Source organism: Clostridium sp. D43t1_170807_H7 (assembly GCF_015555905.1).
GTDB lineage: Bacteria > Bacillota > Clostridia > Clostridiales > Clostridiaceae > Clostridium.
In genome coordinates, this window is the sequence record NZ_JADNLK010000007.1 from 23,047 (window position 1) to 50,013 (window position 26,967).

The 26,967-nt window shown below is 29.0% G+C and carries 26 protein-coding genes and 1 pseudogene; 25 read left to right on the top strand and 2 right to left on the bottom strand.

What is annotated here, in order from left to right; all coding sequences use genetic code 11:
- Nucleotides 1–86: 86 nt before the first annotated feature.
- The gene (gene pdaA, locus I2E98_RS05795; RefSeq protein WP_195468022.1) at nt 87–887 is read right to left on the bottom strand and encodes a delta-lactam-biosynthetic de-N-acetylase; all 801 of its coding nucleotides are present in this window, start codon (nt 885–887) and stop codon (nt 87–89) included.
- 491 nt (nt 888–1,378) lie between these two features.
- On the opposite strand from pdaA, the gene I2E98_RS05800 reads away from it, so the two are divergent.
- The 24 genes and pseudogenes from I2E98_RS05800 (at nt 1,379) to I2E98_RS05915 (ending at nt 24,230) form a co-directional block, all read left to right on the top strand.
- Entirely contained in the window at nt 1,379–3,109 is a 1,731-nt protein-coding gene (locus tag I2E98_RS05800; protein ID WP_195468023.1) for an ABC transporter ATP-binding protein, read from the top strand.
- Nucleotide 3,110: 1 nt separating this feature from the next.
- Complete coding sequence (locus I2E98_RS05805; RefSeq protein WP_195468024.1) at nt 3,111–4,895, top strand: ABC transporter ATP-binding protein; 1,785 nt, start codon at nt 3,111–3,113, stop codon at nt 4,893–4,895.
- 121 nt (nt 4,896–5,016) lie between these two features.
- Nucleotides 5,017–5,802, top strand: a complete 786-nt coding sequence (locus tag I2E98_RS05810; RefSeq protein ID WP_195468025.1) for an APH(3') family aminoglycoside O-phosphotransferase — start codon at nt 5,017–5,019, stop codon at nt 5,800–5,802.
- 87 nt (nt 5,803–5,889) lie between these two features.
- Nucleotides 5,890–6,087: a hypothetical protein gene (locus I2E98_RS05815; protein ID WP_195468026.1), complete on the top strand. Its 198-nt coding sequence runs from the start codon at nt 5,890–5,892 to the stop codon at nt 6,085–6,087.
- A 222-nt stretch (nt 6,088–6,309) separates the two neighbouring features.
- A complete protein-coding gene (gene ychF / locus I2E98_RS05820) occupies nt 6,310–7,407 on the top strand; it encodes a redox-regulated ATPase YchF (RefSeq protein WP_195468027.1) in 1,098 nt (365 codons plus the stop codon).
- A gap of 302 nt (nt 7,408–7,709) precedes the next feature.
- Nucleotides 7,710–8,146 (top strand): annotated as a pseudogene (gene mraZ / locus I2E98_RS05825) (division/cell wall cluster transcriptional repressor MraZ).
- Between the two features lie 5 nt (nt 8,147–8,151).
- Nucleotides 8,152–9,084, top strand: coding sequence for a 16S rRNA (cytosine(1402)-N(4))-methyltransferase RsmH (rsmH, locus tag I2E98_RS05830; protein WP_195468028.1), 933 nt, complete (start codon nt 8,152–8,154; stop codon nt 9,082–9,084).
- Between the two features lie 32 nt (nt 9,085–9,116).
- A complete protein-coding gene (locus I2E98_RS05835) occupies nt 9,117–9,593 on the top strand; it encodes a hypothetical protein (protein ID WP_195468029.1) in 477 nt (158 codons plus the stop codon).
- Nucleotides 9,594–9,691: 98 nt separating this feature from the next.
- Nucleotides 9,692–11,887: a stage V sporulation protein D gene (locus I2E98_RS05840; RefSeq protein WP_195468030.1), complete on the top strand. Its 2,196-nt coding sequence runs from the start codon at nt 9,692–9,694 to the stop codon at nt 11,885–11,887.
- Between the two features lie 161 nt (nt 11,888–12,048).
- Nucleotides 12,049–13,407, top strand: a complete 1,359-nt coding sequence (gene murF / locus I2E98_RS05845; RefSeq protein WP_195468031.1) for a UDP-N-acetylmuramoyl-tripeptide--D-alanyl-D-alanine ligase — start codon at nt 12,049–12,051, stop codon at nt 13,405–13,407.
- Nucleotides 13,408–13,447: 40 nt separating this feature from the next.
- Complete coding sequence (mraY, locus tag I2E98_RS05850; RefSeq protein ID WP_195468032.1) at nt 13,448–14,434, top strand: phospho-N-acetylmuramoyl-pentapeptide-transferase; 987 nt, start codon at nt 13,448–13,450, stop codon at nt 14,432–14,434.
- 22 nt (nt 14,435–14,456) lie between these two features.
- Nucleotides 14,457–15,581 (top strand): stage V sporulation protein E, encoded by a 1,125-nt coding sequence (gene spoVE, locus I2E98_RS05855; protein WP_195468033.1) that lies wholly within the window; start codon nt 14,457–14,459, stop codon nt 15,579–15,581.
- A 144-nt stretch (nt 15,582–15,725) separates the two neighbouring features.
- Entirely contained in the window at nt 15,726–16,586 is an 861-nt protein-coding gene (locus I2E98_RS05860; RefSeq protein ID WP_195468034.1) for an FtsQ-type POTRA domain-containing protein, read from the top strand.
- A 10-nt stretch (nt 16,587–16,596) separates the two neighbouring features.
- Nucleotides 16,597–17,316: a DUF881 domain-containing protein gene (locus tag I2E98_RS05865; protein WP_195468035.1), complete on the top strand. Its 720-nt coding sequence runs from the start codon at nt 16,597–16,599 to the stop codon at nt 17,314–17,316.
- A 13-nt stretch (nt 17,317–17,329) separates the two neighbouring features.
- Nucleotides 17,330–17,680, top strand: a complete 351-nt coding sequence (locus tag I2E98_RS05870) for a small basic family protein (RefSeq protein ID WP_195468036.1) — start codon at nt 17,330–17,332, stop codon at nt 17,678–17,680.
- Nucleotides 17,681–18,427 carry a DUF881 domain-containing protein gene (locus I2E98_RS16305; RefSeq protein ID WP_195468037.1) on the top strand — a complete coding sequence of 249 codons (747 nt, stop codon included), beginning with the start codon at nt 17,681–17,683 and terminating at the stop codon, nt 18,425–18,427. It abuts the gene before it with no gap.
- A gap of 150 nt (nt 18,428–18,577) precedes the next feature.
- Nucleotides 18,578–19,213 carry a YggS family pyridoxal phosphate-dependent enzyme gene (locus I2E98_RS05880; protein ID WP_195468038.1) on the top strand — a complete coding sequence of 212 codons (636 nt, stop codon included), beginning with the start codon at nt 18,578–18,580 and terminating at the stop codon, nt 19,211–19,213.
- Nucleotides 19,214–19,227: 14 nt separating this feature from the next.
- Entirely contained in the window at nt 19,228–19,677 is a 450-nt protein-coding gene (gene sepF / locus I2E98_RS05885; protein WP_195468039.1) for a cell division protein SepF, read from the top strand.
- 3 nt (nt 19,678–19,680) lie between these two features.
- Nucleotides 19,681–19,941, top strand: a complete 261-nt coding sequence (locus I2E98_RS15980; RefSeq protein WP_195468040.1) for a YggT family protein — start codon at nt 19,681–19,683, stop codon at nt 19,939–19,941.
- A 1-nt stretch (nt 19,942) separates the two neighbouring features.
- Nucleotides 19,943–20,710, top strand: a complete 768-nt coding sequence (locus I2E98_RS05895; RefSeq protein WP_195468041.1) for a YlmH/Sll1252 family protein — start codon at nt 19,943–19,945, stop codon at nt 20,708–20,710.
- A gap of 14 nt (nt 20,711–20,724) precedes the next feature.
- Nucleotides 20,725–21,327 carry a DivIVA domain-containing protein gene (locus I2E98_RS05900; protein WP_195468042.1) on the top strand — a complete coding sequence of 201 codons (603 nt, stop codon included), beginning with the start codon at nt 20,725–20,727 and terminating at the stop codon, nt 21,325–21,327.
- A 264-nt stretch (nt 21,328–21,591) separates the two neighbouring features.
- Nucleotides 21,592–22,506, top strand: coding sequence for an RluA family pseudouridine synthase (locus tag I2E98_RS05905; protein WP_195468043.1), 915 nt, complete (start codon nt 21,592–21,594; stop codon nt 22,504–22,506).
- A gap of 13 nt (nt 22,507–22,519) precedes the next feature.
- The gene (gene pyrR, locus I2E98_RS05910) at nt 22,520–23,056 is read left to right on the top strand and encodes a bifunctional pyr operon transcriptional regulator/uracil phosphoribosyltransferase PyrR (RefSeq protein ID WP_195468044.1); all 537 of its coding nucleotides are present in this window, start codon (nt 22,520–22,522) and stop codon (nt 23,054–23,056) included.
- Between the two features lie 16 nt (nt 23,057–23,072).
- The gene (locus I2E98_RS05915) at nt 23,073–24,230 is read left to right on the top strand and encodes a class I SAM-dependent RNA methyltransferase (protein ID WP_195468045.1); all 1,158 of its coding nucleotides are present in this window, start codon (nt 23,073–23,075) and stop codon (nt 24,228–24,230) included.
- A 69-nt stretch (nt 24,231–24,299) separates the two neighbouring features.
- Here the strand turns inward: I2E98_RS05915 and I2E98_RS05920 are convergent, their stop codons facing one another.
- Complete coding sequence (locus I2E98_RS05920; protein WP_195468046.1) at nt 24,300–26,039, bottom strand: NFACT RNA binding domain-containing protein; 1,740 nt, start codon at nt 26,037–26,039, stop codon at nt 24,300–24,302.
- Between the two features lie 89 nt (nt 26,040–26,128).
- On the opposite strand from I2E98_RS05920, the gene dapF reads away from it, so the two are divergent.
- A complete protein-coding gene (gene dapF / locus I2E98_RS05925) occupies nt 26,129–26,950 on the top strand; it encodes a diaminopimelate epimerase (RefSeq protein WP_195468047.1) in 822 nt (273 codons plus the stop codon).
- The last annotated feature ends 17 nt before the right edge of the window (nt 26,951–26,967 follow it).

The following is a 26,967-nucleotide window of genomic DNA, read 5'->3' on the forward strand; positions in this document are numbered from 1 at the left end:
AAAAGTCATAATAAATAAGTTTTTTACATCTTATTTATTATGACTTTTTTATTTGAAATACTTAGGATAATCATACAGTAAATAGATTATTGATAGTCTGGAAGTTCATCAAGTGATTTGAATTCATAACCATCAGCTTTGATTTGTTCTATTACAGTTTTTAAAACAGCGGTATTAGTTTTAGAAACTGCATGTATAAGCATTATACAACCAGGATGGACACCATTTGTAATCTTTTTGATTGCTTCCTCCTCGCTAGGTTGATTATCTATAATCCAATCTTTATATGCAAAACTCCAAAAAATTGTTTTATAGCCTAAATCTTTAGTTTTCTTTAGAGAGTTTACTGAATATTTTCCCATAGGAGGTCTAAAGAACTTAGGCATATCACTACCAACTATTTCTTTATAAGCTGCTTCAACATCTGTAAATTCAAGTTTAAATTTTTCAGGATCAGTTATAGTTGCCATTGATGGATGATGATTTGAGTGATTACACACTAAGTGACCTTCAGCAGCCATTCTTTTTATAATCTCTGGATTTTGAGTTATATAAGGTTTAACTACAAAGAAGGCTGCTGGAACATTTTCCTCTTTTAAAACATCTAATATTTTTGGTGTATAACCATTTTCATAGCCTTCATCAAAAGTTAAATAAATAACCTTTTCGTTAGTATCACCTAAATAATAAGCATCATATTTAGATAAAAGTCCTGTAGCTTCTTTAGGGCATTCTGGTAAGGTATCTTTACCTCTGTTCACAAAATACCAATTTAATTCTGAATCGTCTGAGGTTGAAGCTAAAGAGTGGCTAAAAGCGATTGAAGAGAAACAGCTTATTGACAAAATTAAAGCTAGCATGAAAACAAATAACTTATTTTTTCTCATTCTAAATCCTCCCTTTCATAAGTTATATTAATATGTTTTGTATATGAAGAAATATTACACGTGGAAAAAAGAGGGGATTTATATGAAAAATATTGAAGGAAAGTAAAGGGAAAATATTGACAAATGGAAACAATAGGAATATACTGGTAAAAGAATAAATTATTTAGGAGGTAGGAATATGTTAAATATTAAATTTAGAAATTATAAAGAAAATAAAATAAATAAGAATAACCCTATCTCTATAGTTTTATATAACTAAAAATAGTTTGTATAAAATTAAATAAAATTTTTTTACTTAGTAAATAGAGGTCGTGGTTATTAGCTATGGCCTTTTTGTATATTTTTGTAAAAGTATATTTAATCATATTATGATGATAAAAAGCCATGGTATATCCATGGCTTTTTTTATTATAAAAGGAGGTAAAACTATGGAAAATGGAGATTTAAAAAGTGGATGACCGTTAAATTTAAAACTAAAGGGGGAGTCAGTAATGACTAAGGTATTTAAGTACGTATTAAAGTATAAGGGCACATTGATTTTTGGAACTATATCAATGCTTATTGTTATTGGTGTTGATTTATTAATTCCATATATGCAACAAATATTTATAGATGATGGAATTATTGCTGGAAATGAAAAAAGCATATTTTTTGTTCTAGGAGAGATATTATGTATTTCAGTAATTAAAGCAATATTTGGGTATAATAAAGAGTTTAAATATGACCTATTGAGTACTTGGGTTCATCAAGATATTAAAAATGATCTTTTTACTCATATTCAAAAATTAGAATTTAAATATTTTGATGAAATGAATACAGGAGAGCTGATGTCAAGAATTGGAGAAGATGCAGAAAACATATGGCAAACTATAGGTTATGGACTAAGGCTTTTCGTTGAAAATATAATTTATTTTGTTATATCAACAATAATCTTATTTTATCTAAATTGGAAATTAGCTTTGGCATGTTTTATAGTTATGATTCCAATTGGATTAATTGCAGTACAACTTGAAAAGAAATTTGGTAAATGTTATGAAGAAATAAGTGATAAGACTGCTGAAATAAATACTACTGCACAAGAGGATATAGCAGGTATAAAGCTAGTTAAAGCCTTTTCAAGAGAAAAATATGAGATAAGTAGATTTTTAAAATTAAATAAATCTTACTATGATTTAAATATGAATCAAGCAAAAGTAATAGGAAAATATTTTCCTAAGATGGAGTTTCTAACTAATATTTCATTAGTAATAATGATAGTTTTAGGTGGATATTTAGTTATGAATGAAGAGATGTCAGTTGGAGTTTTAGCAGCTTTTGGTGGATATATATGGAACCTTATATGGCCCATGAGAATGCTAGGAGAACTTATAGATTTAATCTCAAGAAACTTAGCTTCTGCTAAAAAGATATTTGAAATTATAGAAAGAGAGCCTGAAATAAAAAACGGTTCGTCAAAGGATACAAATATTAAGGGTGATATTAAATTTGAAAATGTTAGCTTTAGCTATAATGAAGAATTAGTATTAAAAAATATTAATTTAGATATTAAGGCAGGAAGTACTGTAGCTATAATGGGAACTACTGGTTCGGGAAAATCAACTTTATTAAATCTTATAGGAAGATATTATGATGTAAAAGAAGGTAGTATAAAAGTTGATGATGTAGATATTAAAAATTATGATTTAGAAGTTTTAAGAAGTAGTATGGCCATTGTACCACAAGATACTTTCTTATTTTCAGATTCTATCTTAAATAATATAAAGTTTAGTAATGAAAATGCAAATGTAGATGAAGTAAAAAAATACTCTAAATTAGCATGTTCTTTAGATTTTATAGAAGCTTTAGATGAAGGTTTTAATACTGAAATAGGAGAAAGAGGAATAGGACTTTCAGGAGGACAAAAGCAAAGAATATCTATTTCTAGAGCTTTAATAAGAAATTCCTCAATTTTAATTTTAGATGATTCAACTTCAGCTTTAGATATGGAAACAGAGCAAGAACTATTAAGAAATTTATCTGGAATGGAAAAACAAAGTACAACTTTTATAGTTGCTCATAGAATTTCAGCAGTTAAAAATTCAGATTTAATAGTTTATTTAGAAGATGGTGAAATAAAAGAAAAAGGAACTCATGAAGAGTTATTAAAATTAAAAGGTGCTTACTATGATATTTATTGTGAGCAGTTTAAAGATTTTAATGTTTTAGAAAAGGAGGTTATATAAGATGCAGAACAATATAAATAAAGATGAAGAAGTTATGAGACGTAGCAAAAGTGAAATAACAATTAAGTTATTAACCTATCTTAAGCCATATAAATTAAAATCTTTTTTAGTAGTGCTATTAATGATATTTGTAATGATATGTGAAATAGTAAATCCATTATTATTAAAGATTGCTATAGATGATTACGTAGGTAGTAGAAAGGTTAATGGTTTGATAGTAATAGGAGTTTCATTATTATCATTAAATTTAGTAGCTTGGGAATTATCCAAAATAAGATGGAATATGATAACTAGCATAACTAATAATATTTTAGTCAATATAAGACATGAGTTATACAGTCATATCCAATATTTATCTTTTGATTTTTTTGATAGTAGACCAGTAGGAAAAATACTTGCAAGAGTTGTTGGAGATGTTAATGCTTTAAAAAATTTATTTTCTCAAGCAATACAGTCTTTTATTCCACAAATAATTAATTTGTTTTGTGTTGCAGTAATAATGTTTGTGCTTAATGTTAAATTAGCTTTAGCTTCAATTGCATTACTTCCTTTATTAGGATTTGCAATGTTTTGGATAGAAATTTATTCAAGAAGAAGATGGGAAATTTATAGAAATAAACGTTCTAATTTAAATGGTTTTACTCATGAAGATTTTTCAGGAATAAAAGTTGTACAAGGTTTTGCTAGAGAAAAGGGAACAGAAAATAATTTTAAAGATATGGTAGGAGAATTAAGTGATTCATTTATAAAAGCAGTAAGATTAAATGATTGCTTTTGGCCATTAGTAGAATTATCTTGGGGTGTAGGAACTCTTGTAGTTTTTGCTGTAGGATACTTTTTAATAAAAAGTGGTGAAATAGAAATAGGTACTTTAATAGCATTTTCAATGTATGTTGGTATGTTCTGGAGACCTATTATGAATCTTTCAAGTTTTTATAATACTTTAATTACAAATTTTTCAGCAGCAGATAGAATTTTTGACATATTAGATGTAGAACCTGTTATAAAAAATTATTTAAATGCTAAACCAATTGGAAGAATTCAAGGTAATGTAGAATTTAAAAATGTTACTTTTTCTTATGATGATGAAAATGAAGTGTTGAAAAATGTAAGTTTTAAAGTTTCAAAAGGAGAAAAGATTGCTTTAGTTGGTCCTACAGGGGCTGGTAAGAGTACAATAGTTTCATTATTAAGTAGATTTTATGATCCAACTAAAGGAAAAATTTTAGTAGATGGAAAAGATATTAAAAATGTTGACTTAGAGAGTTTGAGAAGTCAAATGGGAATTATGCTTCAGGATACATTCTTATTTTCTGATTCAATTATGGAAAATATAAGGTATGGAAGACTTGATGCTACTGATGAAGAGGTTATTAATGCAGCTAAGGCTGTAAATGCTCATAAATTTATTATGGAATTAGAAAAAGGGTATGATACCGAAGTTAATGAAAGAGGTTCAAGGCTTTCTTTAGGACAAAGGCAACTTATATCTTTTGCAAGAGCACTTCTTGCAAATCCAAGAATATTAATTTTAGACGAAGCAACTTCTAATATTGACACTCAGACAGAGAAGTTAGTTCAGGAAGGAATAGAAAAGATTCTCCATGGAAGAACTTCATTTGTAGTAGCTCATAGACTTTCTACTATTAGAGATTGTGATAAGATTATGGTCATAAATGATGGCGAAATTGAAGAGGTTGGAAATCATGAAGAACTTCTAAAGAAAAAAGGAAGTTATTATGAGCTTTATATGGCACAATATAACTTCTTAAGTGAAGGAGCTTAGATAGTTAGGAATTAAAAATTAGAGTTAGCTTGTTGATGGTGAGAAGTTAAGAGTGTGGTCTTAGTATGATATTCTTAGCTTTTCACTTAACTAAGGAGCTCAAATTAGGGAGGTGTGGAATATGAATATACCAGATAATATAAAGAGGTTTATAGGTAATAAAAGTTTTGAAGTTGACACTGTTGGAATGTCTGATTCAAAGGTGATTTGTTTTCATGATATGGTTCTTAAAATAGAAAATCAGTGTGAAGAATCAGAGAAGGAAAGTAAAATGATGCAGTGGCTTGCTGATAAGCTTCCAGTTCCTAAAGTTATATGCTCAGAAAAGTTGAATAATAAAAATTATTTGCTTATGAGCAAAGTAAGAGGAAGTATGTCTTGTGGATCAGAATTTTTAAGAAAGCCAGAGTTATTAGTAAAGGTATTGGTAGAAGGTTTAAAAATGCTTTGGGCAGTAGATATATCAGATTGCCCTTGTGATAGTTCAATAGACAATAAATTAAAATTTGCACAAGAACGTGTTTTAAGTAACCTTTGCTCTATGGATAATGTAGAACAAGACACTTATGGAGAAAATGGATTTAGTTCACCACAGGAGTTATTAAAATGGCTAAAGGATAATAAACCTAATGAAAGTTATGTGCTATCTCATGGTGATTATTGTTTGCCTAATATCTTTATTGATAACAATAAGATAAGTGGTTTTATTGATTTGGGGAGATGTGGAATAGGTGATAAATATCAGGATATAGCATTGTGCTATAGAAGTTTAGTTCATAATTTTGAGGGTAGGTATGGTGGAGAAGTTTATGAAGGATTTAATGCAGATATTCTTTTTCATGAATTGGGAATTGAACCAAATTGGGATAAGATTAGATACTATATACTTTTAGATGAATTATTTTAGGAGAGGTGGAAATGATGGGATATGAAATAATACATTTAGAAAAAGAAAAATGGAAGGGGTATATTCTCGTTTAAGAATTACTGAGCTTTGGGTGGCAGAAGACTATCAGAAGCAAGGAATAGGGCATGCATTGGTGAACATGAATACTATCCTAGAATAGGTTTTAAGACTTGTGATCATTTTAATATTACAACTGTAGATTGTGAAAACTTTGATACATTTATGGCATATGAGCTAAAAAAAGACAGCATGAGAAGAAGAGTTATATCCATTAGGCATATATGATAGTGATAAAATGGTGGGATTTTTAGTTAAATTCATTTGAATATAAAATGAAAGAAAAAATATATAGGGAATTTAGAATGATTAAAGAAAAGTGGTAAATTTCAATGGATTATAGCATTTTTGAAAAGTATGGAGAATAAACGAATATTTTATCGTTGAAATTAAATTAGTTCTAGAGTATAATCTTAGAAGTATTAGTAAGGTCGAAAGGATGTTATATAGATGAGATTAGGGATTGTAGGACTACCAAACGTAGGAAAAAGTACATTATTTAATGCTATAACAAAGGCAGGAGCAGAATCAGCAAACTACCCATTCTGTACAATAGAACCAAACGTTGGTGTTGTTAGTGTACCAGATAAGAGATTAGACGTATTAGAAAAAATGTATGGTACAAAGAGAAAAGTTTATACTGCTGTAGAATTTTATGATATTGCAGGATTAGTTAAAGGAGCTTCAAAAGGTGAAGGATTAGGAAATAAATTCTTATCACATATCAGAGAAGTAGAAGCTATAGTACATGCAGTTAGATGTTTTGAAGATGAAAATGTAGTTCATGTTGAAGGTTCAGTAGACCCAATTAGAGATATAGAAACTATTAACTTAGAGCTTATATTTGCAGACTTAGAAGTTTTAGAAAGAAGAATGGAAAAAGGCGTAAAGCTTGCTAGATCTGGTGATAAGAAAGCTAAAGCAGAATATGAAATAATGGAAAAGGTTAAAGCTCATTTAGAAGCTAATAAGCCAATTAGAACATTAGAATTAAATGAAGATGAAGAAGCTTTTGTTAAATCTTTATTCATGATAACTTCTAAGCCAGTATTATATTCTTGTAATATATCAGAAGATGATATGATGAGTGGAAATCTTGAAAATAAATATGTTAAGATGGTTAAAGAATATGCAGCAAATGAAAATTCAGGAGTAGTTGTTGTATGTGCTAAACTTGAAGAAGAATTATCAGGATTAGATGAAGAAGAAAAAGCTGAAATGCTAGAAGAGTATGGAATAGAAGAATCAGGGTTAGATAAGCTAATAAGAGCATCTTATAGATTATTAGGATTAATAAGTTATTTAACAGCTGGTGTTCAAGAAGTTAGAGCTTGGACTATAAAAGAAGGTACTAAGGCTCCAGCAGCAGCAGGTAAAATCCACTCTGACATAGAAAGAGGATTTATAAGAGCAGAAGTTGTAGCTTATGATGATTTGGTTGAATGTGGTTCAGAAGCGGCAGCTAAAGAAAAAGGATTATACAGACTTGAAGGTAAAGAATACGTAATGAAAGATGGAGATGTAGTAAACTTCAGATTTAACGTATAATGGATATTTATAAAATAGGAACTGTTTTAGCAGTTCCTATTTTTGTGAAAAAATATACAACAAATAAAAAGAAAAAAAGACTAATATCGCCACTTATTTCCATAAAATGGAACAAAAATAAGGGGTGTTATTACTTATACTTTAAAATAGCTGAAACTATTGATTTTTCTACGTTTAGCATAAGAAAAAAATACTATTTTACGTAAATATATCTTGAAGGAAAGCGAATAATTTTATAGAATATATATATAGTGGTGTAAAGTGGTTAAAAGTAGTTTAGTATTACTTAATGGAGGTTCAAAATGTTTATTGGCAAATATTCACATAGTTTGGATAGCGCAAATAGAATGATTGTACCAGCAAAATTAAGAGATGAACTAGGGGGAAGGTTCGTAATTACTAAAGGGATTGATGGATGTCTTTACACTTACCCGGAAAACGAATGGAAAATACTTGAGGAAAAACTTAAAAAGTTACCACTTACTAATAAAGATGCACGAGCATTTGTAAGATTTATCTTTTCAGGTGCATGTGAAGTGGAAACTGACAAACAAGGAAGAGATTAATTCCATTAAACCTAAAAGAATATGCAAGGATAGAAAAGGATATAGTAAGTATAGGAGCCTTAACTAGAGTAGAGATATAGAGCAAGGAAAAATGGCAAGAATATAATGAGTCCAATATAGATTTTAATTCAATTGCTGAAAAAAATGGGCGATTTAGGAATATAAGGAGTTAGAAAGAATGGAATTTAATCACATATCAGTTTTACTGAATGAATGTTTAGAAGCACTTAATATTAAAGAAAATGGTATTTATGTTGATGGTACATTAGGAGGAGCAGGTCATTCTTCTGAGATTCTAAAAAGATTATCAACTGAAGGAAGACTTATAGGTATAGACCAAGATAAAGATGCATTAAAGGCAGCAGGTAAAAGGTTACAGAATTATTCAAATGTTACTTTTGTACATAACAATTTTCATAATATAGGAGCAATCTTAGAAGGGCTTGAAATTGAAAAAGTAGATGGTATTCTAATGGACTTAGGAGTTTCCTCCTATCAATTAGATGAAGGTGAAAGAGGCTTTAGTTATATGAAAGATGCCCCTTTGGATATGAGAATGAATAGAGAAAATAGTTTTTCTGCCTATGAAGTTGTTAACGAGTATAGTGAAGAAGAACTATATAGAATCATAAGAGATTATGGTGAAGAGAAGTTTGCTAAGAGAATAGCTAGTTTTATTGTAATTAGAAGAAGTGAAAAAAATATAGAAACTACATTAGAGCTAGTTGACATAATAAAGGATGCAATTCCAGCAAAGGCGAGAAGAGAAGGACCTCACCCAGCAAAAAGAACTTTTCAAGCTATTAGAATTGAAGTAAATAGTGAATTATCAATTCTAAATAAAGCAATAGAAGATGGTGTTAATAAACTAAATAAAGGTGGAAGAATGGCTATAATCACTTTCCATTCTCTGGAGGATAGAATAGTTAAAAATAAATTTAGAGATTTAGCCGTATCTTGTAGATGTCCAAAGGAATTTCCAATTTGTGTTTGTGGAGAAAAAGCAAAAGTAAAAGTTATAACAAGAAAAGCAATAGAGCCTTCAAAAGAAGAAGTTGAAATGAATCCAAGAAGTAGAAGTGCAAAATTAAGAGTAGTAGAAAAAATATAAATATTATGAAAGTTGGCAGGGATGTGAATAAAATGGGAGTTAGGGAATATGATTATATAAGAGGAAATACAGCTTTAGCACCAGAGAGAAAAGTTAAGGAACAAGATAAAAAAAGAGATATACAAAGAAAAGAGAGAGAACGACAAGCTTATCAAAAGAGAAAAAATCTTTTAGTTAGTGGCTTAACAATTGCTACAGTTATGTTTGCATTAGGAGCTACAACTTTATATCTAGATGGAAAGATACATGATCTTCAAAAGCAATTATTAATTTTAGAAGGTAATATGAAAGAAGAAGAGGATGTAAATGCAGCAATTAATGTAGATATGCTAAAGTTTGCATCATTCGATAAAATAAAAAGCACAGCAGAAAATGAATTAGGAATGGTTTATCCAAGTTCTGAAAGTACTATAAGTATTGATATGTCAAAAGAATACTTTTCACATTTAAAAAATGAGGAAAGCAAGAAGAGTGGTTTACTACAAAAAATTATAGCAGCATTTAATTAATGGATAATTTATAGAAATGTAGACTCAAGGTATATCTTAGTAGTAGTATTTTAAACTCTAATTATTCATTAATTAAGTGTTCCTTGGAGGAATTTAATATGAATAAGAAAGGGTTTAAGGATAGAGCAGTCATGCGTAAAAGGATGGTGTTGGCTCTATGGTTTATTACTGCTGTGTTTGCCTTGCTAATTATTAGGTTATCCTATATTATGATTGTTAAAAGAGAAGATTACTCTAGTAGAGCCGAAGAGCAATGGACAAGTGAAGTTAGAATAGATGCAAGAAGAGGTAGAATTTTAGATAGAAATGGTAATGAATTAGCTGTGTCAGCTAATGTTTACAGAATAGATTTTGACTTGAATTCTATTAGACAATATTTAAAGAAGAATGAAAAGACTACTGATGATATTGCACCTTTAATTGCAGAAGCAGTAGATATGGATACTACTAAAGTTAAGGAGAAACTTGAAACTAAGCTTGCAAATGGTAGTGATGCAGGTTCAGCTACTTTAGTAAGAAGAATAGATAAGGACTTGGCTGATAAAGTTAATGAGTTAAATATTCAAGGTGTTATAGTATCTCCAGATACTCAAAGATATTATCCAGAAGGACAATTCTTATCACATGTATTAGGAAGTACAAATAGTGATGGACAAGGATTAACAGGTGTAGAACTTCAATATAATGAATATCTTTCAGGGGTTCCAGGAATAAGGATTACTGAGTTAGATAGAAATAGCGAGGCCTTAGATTATACAATATCAAACTTTACTGCACCTATTGATGGTAAAGATGTAACATTAACTATAGATAAAAATTTACACGCTATAGCTGAAAAAGTAGCTGAAAAAGGTCTTGTTGATAATAAAGCAAAAAGAGTTTCTATACTTATAATGAATCCACAAAATGGAGAGATATTAGCTATGGTTAACGAACCAGACTTTGATCCTAATAATCCATTTGAAGGATATGAAGATTTCACAGGTGAAACTGATGCTGAAAAACTTCAAAAGATGTGGAGAAATAGTTTGGTTAATGATACATTTGAACCAGGATCAATATTTAAGGTAATTACTATGTCAACAGCTATAGAGGAAGGACTAGTTTCAGAATCTGATACTTTTGAGTGTGGGGGTAGTTTACAAGTAGGGCCACATACTATTCATTGTTGGAAAAGATCAGGACATGGAAGTCAAATCTTGCCTGAAATTCTTCAAAATTCATGTAACGTTGGGTTTATGAAATTGGGAGAAAAAATTGGTGCAGAAAAACTTGTTGAATATATTAAAAAATTTGGATTCGGACAAGTTTCTGGAGTCGATTTACCAGGAGAAGCAAGGGGAATAATAAAATCAGCAGAGAATATGAATGATGCTGACCTTGCAACAATATCTTTCGGTCAAACAAATACAGTTAATGCTGTTCAATATATGACAGCATTCAATGCAATAGTTAATGGTGGAACATTGATACAACCCCATGTAATGAAATCCATTAGTCATGTAGATAGTAATGGAAATACAATAGTTGATGAAGTATTTGAACCAAAGACTACAGAAAATGTAATTTCTGAAGAGACAGCTGCTACTTTAAGAGATTATTTAGAAAGAACAGTAAATCAAGGTGGATCTAATAAAGCTTATATAGAAGGATATCATATTGGAGCTAAAACAGGTACTGCACAAAAGGTTAATCCTTTAACAGGATCTTATGAATCAGGAAAGTATATATCATCTATGGCAGGATTTGCAACAGTTGAAAATCCTCAAATAACTGTATTTTTAAGTATAGATGAGCCAAGTAATGGTGCATACTATGCTGGTACAGTAACAGCTCCTTTAGGTAAAATCTTATTAGAGGATATATTTAATTATTTAGATAGTGAGTTTTCACAAGATGAAAACATAATATTAAAAGATATAGTTATTCCAGAGTTAAGGGGATTATCAGTTTCAGAGGCCAAAGATTTACTAAAAGAATATAGTTTAGAGTGTACTGTAGAGGGAGATGGGGAAACAATAACAAACATGCAACCTTATCCAGGATATACAATAAAGGAAGGGTCTACAATAAATCTTTACACAGATGAAAATGCAACATATAATAAAGATGTTGTCATGCCTGATGTAAAAGGTTATTCAAAAGAATCAGCTGTAGAGCTTTTAGAGAGCTTAGGAATAAAATATACACTTCAAGGAGATGGAGTAGTAATAAATCAAAATATTCCTAGTGGGGAACTAATTTCAGAAGGTACTACTGTAAAGTTAACATTGAGTGCTGAGTATGGAGATTAAGATTTTATTTTTTAGCATGTGGTAGATTCACATGCTAAATTTGTGTATAGATGAAATATTTTTCTTTTAGAATAAGAAGATATATGAATGTCTATAATTAAAAGAAGCATACTTAGTAAATAGAAAAATAATATTTGAAAGATGAAGGTAGAGTGATTATTATGGAAATGACTTTTAAGGAAATGCTAAATGCAATAGACGGAGAAGTTATTGTACAGAAGGAAGAGATTAATTTTAATAAGTTATGTATTGACACAAGAAAAATAGAGAAAAATAATGTTTTCTTAGCAATTAAGGGAGCTAATTTTAATGGAAATGATTTTGCAATGAAGGCTTTAGAAAATGGAGCATCTGTTGTAATAATAGATGAAGTTAAATTTGACTTAAAAGAAGCGGAAAATAAAGGTGCTATAATAAAAGTAAAAGATACGAGAGAAGCATTATTGAATTTAGCTAAGTTTTATAGACAAAAATTAGGGCTTAAGGTTGTTGGAGTTACTGGTTCAACAGGAAAAACATCAACTAAAGATTTAATAGCAGCTCTTCTAAGTGATAAGTATAAAGTGTTTAAGACAAAAGGAAATTTCAATAATGATATAGGACTACCACTTATGATATTAGAGCTAACTTCAGAATTTGATGTAGCTGTATTAGAAATGGGAATGAGTTCTTTAGGTGAGATAGAATTACTTGCAAGTGTTGCTAGACCTGATCTTGCCGTTATAACTAACATTGGATTATCACATATAGAGAATTTAAAGACACAAGAAAATATTTTAAAAGCAAAAATGGAAATTTCTACTTTCTTTGATGAGGGAAATACATTAATTGTCAATGGTGAAGATAAACTATTACAAAATATTTCATCAAATGTATTTAAAGTTAAAAAAATTGGTTATAATCATGAATATGATGTTTACGCATCTAATATTATATTAAGAGAAGAGGAAACAGAGTTTTTAGCTCATGCTTTTGGTGAAGAAGCTGTATTTAATCTACCAATGGCAGGTAAGCATAATGTATTAAATACAATGCTTGCAATTGAAGTTGCAAAGTGTTTAAATGTTTCTTTTAAACAAATGGTTAAAGGACTTGAAAATTTAGAAGCTACTTCAATGAGATTACAAGTTATAAAAAAAGAAGGACTTACAATAATAAATGATTGCTATAATGCAAGTCCTGATTCGATGAGGTCTTCTTTAGACGTACTTTCAGCTTATAAAAATTGTAGAAAGGTTGCAATTTTAGGTGATATGTACGAATTAGGAGATGAATCAGAAAGAGCTCATTTTGAAGTAGGAGAATATGCAAAAGATAAAGTTGATATCTTAATAGTTATAGGTAGATATATTAAAAACTTTAAAGATGGATTTAACAATGATAATATAATTATGTATAACACTAAAGAGGAATGCATAAAAGAGTTGAAAAATATTGTTAAACTAGATGACGTAGTATTAATTAAGGCATCTAGAGGTGTTAAACTAGAAGATGTTGTTAAAAAATTAGAAGAGATGTAATTCAACGAAGGAGGTGAACTGCTAATTATAGCAGTAAAAGATGGGGGATAGTACTATGAACATATTACCAGGAGAGATAACAAAAATATTAATATTAACTTTTGTAATAGGGGTTATTATAGCTTTAATACTTGGCCCAATTACAATACCACTTTTAAGAAGATTAAAGTTTGGTCAAAACATTAGAGAAGAAGGTCCTAAAAGTCACTTAAAGAAAGCAGGTACTCCTACAATGGGAGGAGTAATGTTTATTCTTTCAACAACAATAGTAATGTTTGTTATGAGTGATAGTTTTAGTGAAAAAGGAATGGTAGCACTATATTCACTTATTGCATTTGGATTTATTGGATTTTTAGATGATCTTTTAAAGATATTAAAAAAGCAAAGTGAAGGATTAAAAGCATGGCAAAAAATGCTTCTATTATTAATTGTTTCAGGAGCTTTTGGTTACTATAGCTATGTTAATTTACCACATGATATTGTAATACCATTTACTAGCTTTAAGCTTCCTTTAGGTGTGTTATATGTTCCATTTGTTATATTTGTTTATGCAGCTATGACAAATGCTGTTAATTTAACAGATGGATTAGATGGATTAGCATCAACAGTATCAGTTTTAGTTTTAACATTTTTTGGAGTTTTAACATTTATAATTAAAGATTACTCATTAACTATATTTTCAGTTGCATTAATAGCAGGTTTAATTGGTTTCTTAAAATTCAATGCATATCCTGCAAAAGTGTTTATGGGAGACACAGGATCTTTAGCAATTGGTGGAGCTATTACTACAATAGCAATAATAAGTGGTTATCCTCTATTAATAGTAATAGTTGGAGGAATTTATGTTGTAGAAGCTTTATCAGTAATAATACAAGTTACTTCCTTTAAATTAACTGGAAAAAGAGTATTTAAAATGGCTCCAATCCATCATCATTTTGAACAATGTGGATGGAATGAAGTAAAAGTAGTTACAGTATTTTCAATAATAACAGTAGTTTTATGTATAATAGGGTTTTTTGCAATTTAGTAATTAAATTGGAGGAATGTCTATGAGTTTTTATAAGCCCAAAGAAAAAAAAGAAATGGGGCAAATTGATTACGGTATATTTTATACCTTATGTATACTATTATCAATAGGAGTTGTTATGGTATACTCAACAAGTTCTTTTTATGCTATGTTTCATAATAATGATAGTATGTATTTCTTTAAAAGACAATTGATTTGGGCAATAATAGGTGTAATATCAATGACTGTAATGATGTCTATAGATTATCATAAGTTGAAGAAGATAACACCGAAATTACTTTTATTAACAATACCACTATTAATTGCTGTATTTTTCTTTCCAGCAATTAATGGTGCAAAAAGATGGATTTCATTAGGTCCATTATCTTTTCAACCGTCAGAATTAACAAAGTATGCAGTTGTAATGTTTTTAGCCCTTAGTATAGATATTAAAGGCGATAAGGTTAAAGATTTTTGGCATGGGTTAGTACCATATTTATGTGTATCAGGTTTCTTTGCAGCTCTTATTTTAGCAGAACATAATATGAGTATAGCTTCTATTATTATGATAGTTACCTTTATAATGCTTTTTGTAGCAGGAGGTAAAATTAAGCATTTGTTTGGAATAATTATGCCAGCAATGCTGAGCTTAGCAATATTCTTTATTTTTAGTTCTGACTATAGAAGAGAAAGAATGTTAAACTTTATAGATCCATGGAAAGATGCAGCTGATGCTGGATATCAGTTAATACAATCTTTCTTAGCACTAGGCTCAGGTGGACTTACAGGACTAGGTCTGGGGCAATCAAGACAAAAGACCTTATATATGCCTGAACCTCACAATGATTTTATCTTTTCTATAATAGGAGAAGAAGTAGGGTTAATTGGATGTTTGGTTATTATAAGTCTATTCTTAATATTTATATGGAGAGGTGTTAGGGTGGCTATGAATGCTAAAGATACCTATGGTAAACTTTTAGCTATGGGTATTACATCTATCATAGCAGTTCAAGCCATTATTAATATAGCTGTTGTTACTGGATCTATGCCGGTTACTGGAGTACCTATGCCATTTATTAGTTATGGTGGAACCTCCCTTGTAATAAATTTGACGGCAATGGGAATATTATTAAATATATCAAGGCAAGTTGAAAAGAAAATAGTTTAAAAAGTTTTAAGAGCTTCTTTTATAGGAAGCTCTTAATTTTTGTGTACAATATAAAAAGAATAATGTAAAATAATTATAAAAAATTACAAGTTTTATGGTAAAATTATAGTAAAAGATAGAAATTAAAAAGGAATAAGGTAACTAATGAAAGATGTAAAAAAGTTTATAAAAGCGAAAAAAAGAAAAAAATTAATAAAAAAATTAATATTAATGACAATAGTTGTTGCTGTGGGAGGGTTTATTTTTATTACAAAAGCTCCAATATTTAATATTAAATCTATTGCTTTAAAAGGAAATGTTACAATTGCAGATGAAGTTCTTTTAAGTGGAATTAGTGATAGAATAGGATTAAATATATTTACAGTAAATCAAAAACAGATAAAAGAGGAGATTTTAAAAAATAGATACGTAAGCACTGTTGAGATTAAAAGAAAAGGTATAAATACATTAGAAATTAATATTACAGAGGAAGCTCCTGTATATTATATTGATAATGGCGTTGAATTATTAATTATCAATAATGATTTACAAGTATTAGAGGAAGTAGATAATATTGATGGAAGAAATTTAGTTGAGGTTAAGGGAATTGATATTAGTGCTAAAGATGATGAAAATAGAGTTGATGAGTTTAATTCATATAAAAGTATTTTATCAAATTTTTATCCCTTTATTTCTAAAAATAGAGAGTCTATATATCTTTCAAGTTTAGATATAAGCAATATAGTTAATATTATTGGTTATATTGGTAATGTAGAGATATTCTTTGGTGATGATAGTGACTTATATAATAAAATGGAAAATGTATATAGAATTATGTTGGATGATAATATAAACATTGCAAAAGGATATATAAATGTTAGTTTTAATGGATCTCCTGTAGTAAAGATTGAAGAAGTAAAAGAAGAATCTAGTGGGGAAGAAGAAGGTATAATAGAAGAAGAACTAATAGAAGATAATGATACAACAGAAGAGGAACCAGAAGTAGATGTAGAACCAATTGAATAGGAGGCGGAATATGAAAAAAGTATTATCTCAATTAGTTGTAGCGATAGTATGTGCATTTTTAGGATTTTTATTAACATATCAATTTAAACAATTAAGTGTAGCAAATAGTGGGGATATAGATTATGATAGTGCAGATATATTATCAGAAATAGAGATTTTAAAAAAAGAAAAAGAAGATCTTCAAAAAAATAATGAAATATTATCTGAAGAATTAAAACAACTTGAAGATGCAGCAGCAAGAGAAGGGGAAATTGAAGGAGAAATAAAAAAGCAACTTGATAATGTAAGAATGCAAATAGGGCTTTTAGATGTTAAAGGTCCTGGGGTTGTAATAACATTAGCACTTAAGAATTCAGTTTTTGGGACAAATGGAACTCAAACTGTAAATACCGTAAGTGAAGAAGAAATTATAAACTTAATAAACTCTTTATGGTATGCTGGTGCAGAAGCAATTTCAATAAATGAGATGAGAATTACGCCACAAACAGGAATAAAAATGGCCGGAAGTTCAATTTCTATTGGATCAGCAGGAAGAGTAGATCCTAATAGTGAGATTGTTATAAAAGCAATAGGAGATAAAAATAAGTTAAATCTTGCAGTAAACTTTCCAGGAGTATTAGATTACGGTGCTTTAAAAAGCTATAGTAGTGATGTTAAGCAAATAGATGATATAACAATAGTTAAAACAACACAATCATTAAGATATGAATATATAAAGCCAGTTCAATAAAGGAGGAAGAGTTGTGATAGCATTTATTGGTTTATTATTAGGAGTACTTTTAGGATTAATATTTGATGTAAATATACCGGAAAAATTTTCTCCTTATATGTCTGTGGCAATACTGGCATGTTTGGATTCTGCATTTGGTGCATTTAGAGCAACACTTAACAAAAAATTTAAGCCAGATATATTTATATCAGGTTTTTTTGGGAATGCATTACTGGCAGCCGCTCTTGCTTATCTAGGGGATAAATTAGGAATCCCTATATATATTGCAGCTGTAATTGTATTTGGTGGAAGAATATTTGATAACTTTGGATCAATTAGAAGAATTTTATTGGGAAAATATAATAATAGGCAAAGGGGTGATTAGGTGAAAAACTATAGAAATAAGTTTTTTATTTTAATTGCCACAATATTACTTGGATTTTTAATTGTAACTAATATAGGTATAAATGAAACTACTGGTTTTCTTAATTTGAATTCAATTGAATATAGGGATGCTATAGAAGAGAGAAATAAGTTGTACGATGAGATAACTGCATTAAGTGATGATAACTATGAATTATCTAAAAAGATTTCAAGCCTTGATATTAATGATGAAGATAATGATGAAAATAATGAAAGGGTAATTGAACATATGAAAGAACAATTATCTTCTTATGCAGATCTTGCAGGTATAGTTGAAATTAAGGGGCCTGGTATAATTTTAACTATTTATGATGGAGAATATGATGTAAATAAAGATGATCAATTAGAAGTAGATAGAAGAACGCTACATTCAGCAGATGCAGCAATGGTTCTTAATGATTTAAGAACTGCAGGAGCAGAAGGAATAGCTATTAATAATTATAGAATTTTAAACACTACAGGGCTTGTATGCGCATGGGCATTTATAAGGTTTGAGGAAAATGCAAATGAGATGGAGGGTAGTCCCTTTAAATTTTATGCTATAGGAGATCCAGATCAATTGGAAGCTTCATTATTAACAGAAGGTAGTTATATAAATCGATTAATAATTAGAAAGTTAAATATAACTATAGAAAAGTTTGATGAAATTATATTACCAGAAGCAAAGAAATCAATAGAACCAAAATTTATGGAGAGAGCAGATAATTAAATTAAAAAAAGTATTAAAAAATTTCTAGAAAAATGTTATAATTAAAAGGGAGGGTAGAAGGGAATTTTATACTTTTGAAGAATAATAATCTTATGTAGACAATTAACTCTTTCAAAGGGGGGGATCAATATTAGTGTTGCAGAAAAAACAATGGAAATTTTAAAAGATATACCTAATGATGTTACTTTAGTAGCCGTATCTAAGACTAAGCCAGTAGAAATGATAATTGATTCATATAATATTGGACAAAGAGACTTTGGAGAGAATAAGGTTCAAGAGCTAATCTCTAAGAAAGAGATGTTGCCAAATGATATAAGATGGCATTTTATAGGTAAACTTCAAACTAATAAAGTTAAGTATTTAGTGAATAATGTGTACTTAATACATTCTTTATCTAGTATAAAACTATTAGAGAAGATAGAGAATGAATTTGGTAAAAACAATTTATGTGCTAGTGTACTTATTCAAATAAATATAGGTAAAGAAGAAAGTAAAAGCGGAATATATGAGGAAGAATTAGAGGATATGATTTCAGCTGTTGAAAAGTGTAAGCACGTAAAGGCTAAAGGAATTATGGTTATAATACCTAAGGGTAATGAGGAAGAAAATAGATATTATTTTAGCAGAACGAAACAAATCTTTGATAAATTAAAGGAAAGAGAGTTTAAAAATATATCTATGGAGATTTTATCTATGGGAATGACAAATGATTATAAAATTGCAATTCAAGAAGGTGCTAATTTAGTTAGAATTGGTTCCGGTATATTTGGATTAAGAGAAAAATAGGAGGATGTAATAAAATGAGTAATATGTTTGGGAAGTTTAAAGAAATAATAGGTCTTGGAGAATATGATGATGAGGATTTCGAAGATTTAGAAGAAGTTGAAGAAGAAGAAGAGGTTGAAGAAGTGGAACCTATAATTTCGAAGCAAAGAGGTAATAAAGTGGTTAATATTCATAATTCAGCATGTGCTAAAGTTATGGTTGTTAAACCAGGATCATATGATGAAGCAAGAGAAATTTCAGATGCTATAAAAAATAGAAAAATAGTTGTGGTTAATACAACTGCAATGGAAACAAAAACAGCTCAAAGATTAGTAGATTTTATTAGTGGAGCATGTTGTGTATTAGGAGCACAGCTTCAAGAAGTTGAGCAAAGAGTATATTTACTTTCACCATCTAATGTGGAAGTTAGCAATGAGTTAAGAAGTGAAATAAGTTCAAAAGCACTATTTAATTGGAATAAATAGGAGGTGATTCCAATAGGAATCATAAGTAGTTTTTTATATTTATTATTTACTTTATTAGACATAAGTATTTTAGCAGAAGTAATACTTTCTTACGTACCTGATATCAGAGAAAGTAGTTTTTATAAAATTTTAGTATCTTTTAATAATCCAATTTTGACACCATTTAGAATGCTACAAGAAAAACTGTTTGGAAATATGATGATAGACTTTGCACCACTATTAGCTATCATAGTATTAAATTTTATTAGTGGTATATTATTATAAAATGTTATCAAAAGAAGATGTTTTAAAAAATTTTTTAAAAGAAGATACTGAAGATGTTATAAAAGTTTATCAATGTATGAGCCTAGCTTATAATAAAGGTATACCAACGTTCACTAAGTTTTTTTGCAAGCCTAATATTTGGATTTATTTTACTAAGAACTTTAATGCGAATAATTTTTTAGTAGAGGCAAAGGGGGCTTTTGAAGAATGCGATAGAAGAATATTAGCATTTAATAATATTTATTCTACTCCTTTTCCATATAGAATTATTAAGATTACCAATAAGTCTAAATTTAGTAATCTTTCACATAAAGATTATTTGGGTGCTATTATGGCCTTAGGAATAGAAAGAGAAAAACTTGGAGATTTACGAGTAATTGATGATTATGCAATAGTTCCTATATATGAAGAAGTAGCAGACTATATTTTATATGAACTAAGGAGTGTAGGTAGAGCACCTGTATCAATACAAGAGATACAGGAAGATAATTTGCCGAAGAGCAACTTTTTAGAAGGTATGATAATAGTTCCTTCACTTAGATTAGATAATATAGTTGCTAAATTAGCTAATATATCTAGGGGAAAAGCTGTCGAGATTATTGATAGTGGTAAAGTACTAATAGATTATTCTAAATCTATAGATAAAAGTAAAGAAATAAAAGATGGCCAAAGAATAACGATTTCTGGGGTAGGAAAATTTATAATAGGGGAAATTGTTGGGAATACAAAAAGTGGAAGATATAAAGTTAAAATGAACAAATTTATATAGAAGAGGTGGATGGAATGAAATTAGCTCCTATAGATATAAACAATAAGGAATTTAAAAAGGGAATAAGAGGGTATTCTGTTGAAGAAGTAGATGAATTCCTAGATGAAGTTGTTGAAAGCTTTGAAGAGGTTTATAAAGAGAATGCTAGATTAAAGGAAAGCTTAAGCAGAGTAAATGAAAAGCTTGAGCATTATGAAAAACTAGAAGCAACTATACAAAATACTTTATTATTAGCACAAAATGCTGCTGATCAAACTAAGGAAAGCTCAGAAAAGCAAGCAGAATTAATTATTGGTAATGCTAATGAAACTGCTCAAAGAATATTAGATAAAGCCCATGGAGATGTTGTAGCTATAAATGATGAATATGAAAGAGTGAAGGAAGAGTTTATAAAATTTAGGGCTAAGTTTAGAGGGTTTATGAATACTCAGCTTCAGACTTTTGATGAGTTAGAAAAAGATTTAACAAAAAATTATAATGTAGCACAACCTGTGGAACAATATGAATTACATGAAAAAGAAGCAGAGATTTATAATGCAGGAGAAAAGGAAGAGTTTAAGGTTGAAGACCTAAACGATGATATAGATGCTGTAAAAAAATTCTATTCAAATAACTAATACATATAGGAGACCGAAATTTTGGTCTCCTTTAGTTAATTTATTTGCTTTTAAGAATACTACTATTGAGAATCATTTATTTATATATTATAATGTCAAAAGAAACTGATTCTTCTAGAATATATAATAAGTATACAAAGCATAACTTTAATTAACTAAATCATAGATTTAGTTAATTAAAGTTTGAAGTTTCAGTGGAATTTGATTAGATAAATTAAAGTTTAGAATGTCACTATAAGAATATAAATAAACGGAGTAAAATATATGGAAAATTTAAGTTTTAATATTAACAGTGAAGAAGAAGGGCAAAGAATAGATAAATACTTATCTACAATGATAGAAGGTAAATCAAGGTCATTTGTCCAAGGGTTAATAGATGAAAAAAAGGTTAAAGCTAATAGTAAAGTAATTAAGAGTAATTATAAGCTTAAAAAAGGTGACTTTATTGAAGTAGAATTTCCAGAGCCAATTGAGCTTAATGTTTCTGCAGAAGAAATGCATTTAGATATTGTTTATGAGGATGAAGATGTATTAGTTGTTAATAAGGAAAAAGGGATAGTGGTTCATCCTGCTCCAGGAAATTATACTGGAACTTTAGTGAATGGCATATTACATCATTGTAGTGATTTATCAGGAATTAATGGTGTTATAAGACCAGGAATTGTACATAGAATAGATAAAGATACTTCTGGAATCCTAGTTATTGCAAAAAATGATGAAGCACATAATGATTTAGCAGCTCAATTTAAAGAACATTCAATAAAGAGAGAATATTATGCCTTAGTAGAAGGTAAGTTTAGTAAAGTAAGTGGTACTGTTGATAAGCCTATTAGTAGAGATAAAAAAGAAAGAATAAAGATGGCAATTAACTCAGATGGAAAAAGAGCGGTAACACATTATGAAGTATTAGAACAGTATGATAAGGGCGTATCACTTGTTAAATGTACTTTAGAAACGGGAAGAACACATCAAATTAGGGTGCATATGGCCTCTATAGGTCATCCTTTAGTTGGTGATTTAGTTTATGGCTATAAAAGACAGAAGTTTAACATAGAAGGGCAAGCACTTCATGCTAAGACTTTAGGTTTTATACATCCTAGAACTAAGGAATATATGGAGTTTACATCTGAATTACCTAATTACTTCAAAGAGTTACTAGAAAAATTAAGAAAAATGTAAGGAGTTTATGTTTATGAAGTTAAAAGCTAACTTATTAGATGATAATGCAATTAGAAGAAGTTTAATTAGAATTTCTCATGAAATTATTGAAAAAAACAAAGGTGTAGAAGATATAGTATTAATAGGAATAAAGAGAAGAGGATATCCATTAGCTAAGAGAATAGCTGAAAATATTGAGAAAATAGAAGGTGTTTCTGTTGAAGTTGGATATGTTGATATAAGCCTTTATAGAGATGACATTACAGAAATTAAGGAAAGTCCTAAATTAAATTCTGTTGATTTAGGAGCTGAGGTAAAAGGTAAAAAGGTTATACTAGTAGATGATGTATTATTTACTTGTAGAACAGTTAGAGCAGCTATTGAAGCTGTTATAGATGGAGGAAGACCATTATCAATTCAACTTGCAGTTCTTATTGATAGAGGACATAAAGAACTACCGATTAGAGCGGATTATGTTGGTAAAAATATACCAACATCAAAGACAGAAATAGTAGCAGTAGAAATAAAGGAAATAGACGGAAATGATTCAGTTAAGATATACGAATCATAAAAGGAGACAATAAACAATGGAATATAATTTAGTAGCAACAACTACTTTTGGATTAGAAGGAATTACAGCCAAAGAACTTAAAGCATTAGGATATGAAGATCTAAAAGTTGAAAATGGTAAAGTACATTTTGAAGGTGATGAAATGGATATTGCCATTGCTAATGTACATTTAAGAACAGCAGATAGAGTATTTATAAAGATGGCAGAATTTGAAGCAAGAAGTTTTGAAGAGCTTTTCCAAGGAACTAAAAAAGTTAAATGGAGTGAAATTATTCCACAGGATGGAGTGATGCATGTAGTAGGTAAATCTGTTAAATCAACTCTTTTCAGTGTACCAGATTGCCAATCAATTGTTAAAAAAGCAATAGTAACAAGCATGAGCGAAGATTATGGAGTAACTCACTTTAGTGAAGATGGTCCAGTTTATAAAATTGAAGTATCAATATTAAAGGATGTAGTAACATTATCTATTGATACTAGTGGTGTAGGATTACATAAAAGAGGATATAGAGAAGAAGCCGGTATAGCACCATTAAAAGAAACTTTAGCAGCTGCTTTAGTTTTAATTTCTAGATGGAAAGAAGATTATACTTTAGTTGATCCTTTCTGTGGATCAGGGACTATATTAATAGAAGCAGCTATGATAATGCAAAATATAGCTCCGGGGCTTTTCAGAAACTTTGTATCAGAAACATGGCCAACTATAGGTTCAGATATTTATGAGCAAGTTAAAGAAGGAGCAGAAAGATCTATAAAGAATAAGGATATAAAGCTTATAGGTTATGATATAGATGGACGAATGCTTAAAATTGCAAGAAGTAACTCTCAAAAAGCTGGAGTTGCTAAATATATTGAATTCCAAAAGAGAGACTTTAAACAATTCTCAAGCAGTGAGAAAAATGCCTTTATTATAACTAATCCTCCATATGGAGAAAGATTAGGAGAAAAGAAAGAGGTTGAAGAACTTTACAAGTATTTAGGAATGAATAAGAGAAAGCTTGATACTTGGGATTTTAATATTTTAACTTCATATGAAGGCTTTGAAACACCATTTGGAAGAAAGGCTACTAAAAATAGAAAATTATATAATGGTAAGTTAAAATGTTATTATTATCAATATTTTGATAATGAGAAAATAAAGAATCATGGAGATATGGTTGTTAATCACATTTAAATTGGTTAGTAATTAGGAGTTAGTGGTTAAAAGAGGTGAAATTACAAAGCAATTTCACCTCTTTTTATATTATTTTTTCTCGATATTTAAATTGTTAAGTTCAGAAGGCTCTACATACATTGTATAGTTAGTATGGTAGATAACCATTCCTGGATTTGCTCCGTTTGGTTTTTTTAGATTTTTAACTAAAGTATAATCAACTGGAACTTTTGAAGAGTCCTTAGCTTTACTATAATGTGCGGCTAAAGTAGCTCCTTCCACTAATGTGTTGTCTGGAACATCATTTGAGCAGATGATAACATGTGAACCGGGTATATTCTTTGTATGAAGCCACATAAAGTTTTTATTTGCAAACTTTAAAGAAAGATAATCATTTTGAATATTATTCTTACCAACAAAAATATCTATACCATCTGATGAAATATAGTGTAATGGCTTTGAAGCTTTAGATTTTTTTGAATTCTTTCCATTAGCTTTTCTTTTTCTTACATATCCTGTAGAAATTAACTCTTCTTTTATGTCATCAATTTCTGTATAACTTTCACAATTCTCTATATTAGTTAATACAGAATATAGATATTGTAATTCCTCATGATTTTTCTCAAGTTGTTCTATGGCTGACTCTTCAGATTTTTTTAGTTTATTATATTTTTTATAATAGCTTTGCACATTTTCAGATGGTGTTCTATTTTCATCTAAAGGTATTGTAATTTCTTCGCCATCTTCACTAAAGAAGTTAACTGTAGTAAAGTCTTTATCACCTTTTTTTATACTATATATATATGATGTTAATAAATCACCTTTAATTTTAAAGTCATCTTTATCTTCACATTTTTTTAGAAGAGCATTTAATTTATTTTCTTTTTTAATACATCTATCTATATTTGTGGTAACAAGTTTTTGCAAGTTTACAGAACGACCTTTAATACGTTCTTGTTTATCCTTTTCTAAATAATATTTATCCATTAACTCATGAATATCTTCTAATACTTCAGAAGAAAACTCTTCTTCTAATTGAACTAGTGGTGTAACATAAAAGTCTACATAGTCGCCATTTATATCTTTATAAATTTTAAATGTTTCATTATCTAAAAGAGTATTTAAAAATTTATTAATAAAAGTACAAATGTTGTTTGCAGAAAAATCTGTGTATTGTTTAGTATATTCAATGAATAAATGCTCTGATAATGGTTTACTTATGCCGGTAAAACAAGAAACAAAGAAATTTTTGTTAAAAATTACTGAATTTTTATTCACAAACTCCTGTAAAGTGGTATCATTAAAAGAGAACGGATTAATCTTTGTTGATTCTGGAGGATATTTATAAGTTATCCCAGGATATAAAACTCTATAACTATTCATAGAAGGCGCTATGTGTTTTATACATTCCATTATTTTATTATCTCTTTCTCTAACAAGAGTAATATTACTGTGCCTTCCCATTACTTCAACGATTAAAGTATAAACACTATTAAAACCTAGTTCATCAGAAGCTTCAATTAAGAATTTAACTATTCTATCTCCTTCTTGTTGAACAATATCTATAATTTTACCGCCAATTAAATATTTTCTAAGAACCATAGTAAACATAGGTGCTTGAAGAGGATTAGACTTAACAACTGAAGTTAAGTTAAATCTTGGATATTTTGGTGATGCAGATATTAAAAGTTTTAAGTTTTTTCGTTCTTTTCTTAATGTTATTATTATTTCATCCTTTTCAGGTTGATTTATTTTATCAATTTTAGAATTTAATATTGATTTTTTTAAATCTTGCACTAAACTATATAAGTAGATACCGTCTATTGCCATAAATGTCATCCTTTCTTTAGTATTAATTAAAGTAAGTATATCATTAATTTATGTATTAGTAAAACGGTTGTAAAATGGAGGAGAAAGTTATGGAATTTATAAAAATGCATGGTACAGGAAATGATTTTATTTTTTTATTAGATTTAGACAATAAATATATTGGACAAGAAAGTAATTTAGCCAAAAAGCTTTGTCATAGAAGATTTGGTATTGGAGCTGATGGAATAGTTTTAGTTAGAAAATCAGACATAGCAGATGTGAAAATGGTAATAGTAAATAGTGATGGTTCAGCTGCAAATATGTGTGGAAATGCCATTAGATGTTTTGGAAAATATGTTTTTGAAAATGATATTATAAATAAAGAGATAATTACTGTTGAAACTGGAGATGGAGTAAAAGAGTTAGAGTTAAAGATAAATAGTGATAGAAAAGTTGAAACAGTAAAAGTATATATGGGAGAAATATCTTTTGATGGTTCATTGATACCATTAAAAAATAAAGATAAATTAATAGATGAAGATATAGTTGTTAATGGCAAAAATTATAGAGTTTCGTCTATATTAGTGGGTGTGCCACATACAGTTATTTTTGTAGATGATGAAAACTATGATGTTACAGAAGGTAAATATATAGAAAAATATGAGCTTTTTGAAGAAGGTACAAATGTTAATTTTGTTAAAATAATTGATGATGAAAATATTTTAGTTAAGACATGGGAAAGAGGTGCTGGAGCAACTTATTCATGTGGAACAGGATGTTCAGCATCTGTTGTAATATGCAATAAATTAAATTTAACTAAAGACAAAGTCAATGTTAGAGTTCCAGGTGGTCAATTAAGAATAGAGTTAGAGGGAACTTCTATTTATATGATTGGAGATGCAGAGTTTATTTGTAGTGGTAAAGCGTATTAATAAAGAGGAAAAAAGTA

What these genes read in the sequence shown, in the direction of transcription:
- dapF (WP_195468047.1), top strand. Translation starts at nt 26,129, where the DNA reads ATGGAATTTATAAAAATGCATGGTACAGGAAATGATTTTATTTTTTTA.
- pdaA (WP_195468022.1), bottom strand. Translation starts at nt 887, where the DNA reads ATGAGAAAAAATAAGTTATTTGTTTTCATGCTAGCTTTAATTTTGTCA.
- spoVE (WP_195468033.1), top strand. Translation starts at nt 14,457, where the DNA reads ATGAGTTTTTATAAGCCCAAAGAAAAAAAAGAAATGGGGCAAATTGAT.
- sepF (WP_195468039.1), top strand. Translation starts at nt 19,228, where the DNA reads ATGAGTAATATGTTTGGGAAGTTTAAAGAAATAATAGGTCTTGGAGAA.
- I2E98_RS05880 (WP_195468038.1), top strand. Translation starts at nt 18,578, where the DNA reads ATGGAAATTTTAAAAGATATACCTAATGATGTTACTTTAGTAGCCGTA.
- rsmH (WP_195468028.1), top strand. Translation starts at nt 8,152, where the DNA reads ATGGAATTTAATCACATATCAGTTTTACTGAATGAATGTTTAGAAGCA.
- I2E98_RS05900 (WP_195468042.1), top strand. Translation starts at nt 20,725, where the DNA reads ATGAAATTAGCTCCTATAGATATAAACAATAAGGAATTTAAAAAGGGA.
- mraY (WP_195468032.1), top strand. Translation starts at nt 13,448, where the DNA reads ATGGGGGATAGTACTATGAACATATTACCAGGAGAGATAACAAAAATA.
- murF (WP_195468031.1), top strand. Translation starts at nt 12,049, where the DNA reads ATGGAAATGACTTTTAAGGAAATGCTAAATGCAATAGACGGAGAAGTT.
- I2E98_RS05800 (WP_195468023.1), top strand. Translation starts at nt 1,379, where the DNA reads ATGACTAAGGTATTTAAGTACGTATTAAAGTATAAGGGCACATTGATT.
- I2E98_RS05915 (WP_195468045.1), top strand. Translation starts at nt 23,073, where the DNA reads ATGGAATATAATTTAGTAGCAACAACTACTTTTGGATTAGAAGGAATT.
- I2E98_RS05895 (WP_195468041.1), top strand. Translation starts at nt 19,943, where the DNA reads ATGTTATCAAAAGAAGATGTTTTAAAAAATTTTTTAAAAGAAGATACT.
- I2E98_RS05805 (WP_195468024.1), top strand. Translation starts at nt 3,111, where the DNA reads ATGCAGAACAATATAAATAAAGATGAAGAAGTTATGAGACGTAGCAAA.
- I2E98_RS05865 (WP_195468035.1), top strand. Translation starts at nt 16,597, where the DNA reads ATGAAAAAAGTATTATCTCAATTAGTTGTAGCGATAGTATGTGCATTT.
- I2E98_RS05840 (WP_195468030.1), top strand. Translation starts at nt 9,692, where the DNA reads ATGAATAAGAAAGGGTTTAAGGATAGAGCAGTCATGCGTAAAAGGATG.
- I2E98_RS05920 (WP_195468046.1), bottom strand. Translation starts at nt 26,039, where the DNA reads ATGGCAATAGACGGTATCTACTTATATAGTTTAGTGCAAGATTTAAAA.
- I2E98_RS05860 (WP_195468034.1), top strand. Translation starts at nt 15,726, where the DNA reads ATGAAAGATGTAAAAAAGTTTATAAAAGCGAAAAAAAGAAAAAAATTA.
- I2E98_RS05810 (WP_195468025.1), top strand. Translation starts at nt 5,017, where the DNA reads ATGAATATACCAGATAATATAAAGAGGTTTATAGGTAATAAAAGTTTT.
- pyrR (WP_195468044.1), top strand. Translation starts at nt 22,520, where the DNA reads ATGAAGTTAAAAGCTAACTTATTAGATGATAATGCAATTAGAAGAAGT.
- ychF (WP_195468027.1), top strand. Translation starts at nt 6,310, where the DNA reads ATGAGATTAGGGATTGTAGGACTACCAAACGTAGGAAAAAGTACATTA.
- I2E98_RS05905 (WP_195468043.1), top strand. Translation starts at nt 21,592, where the DNA reads ATGGAAAATTTAAGTTTTAATATTAACAGTGAAGAAGAAGGGCAAAGA.
- I2E98_RS05835 (WP_195468029.1), top strand. Translation starts at nt 9,117, where the DNA reads ATGGGAGTTAGGGAATATGATTATATAAGAGGAAATACAGCTTTAGCA.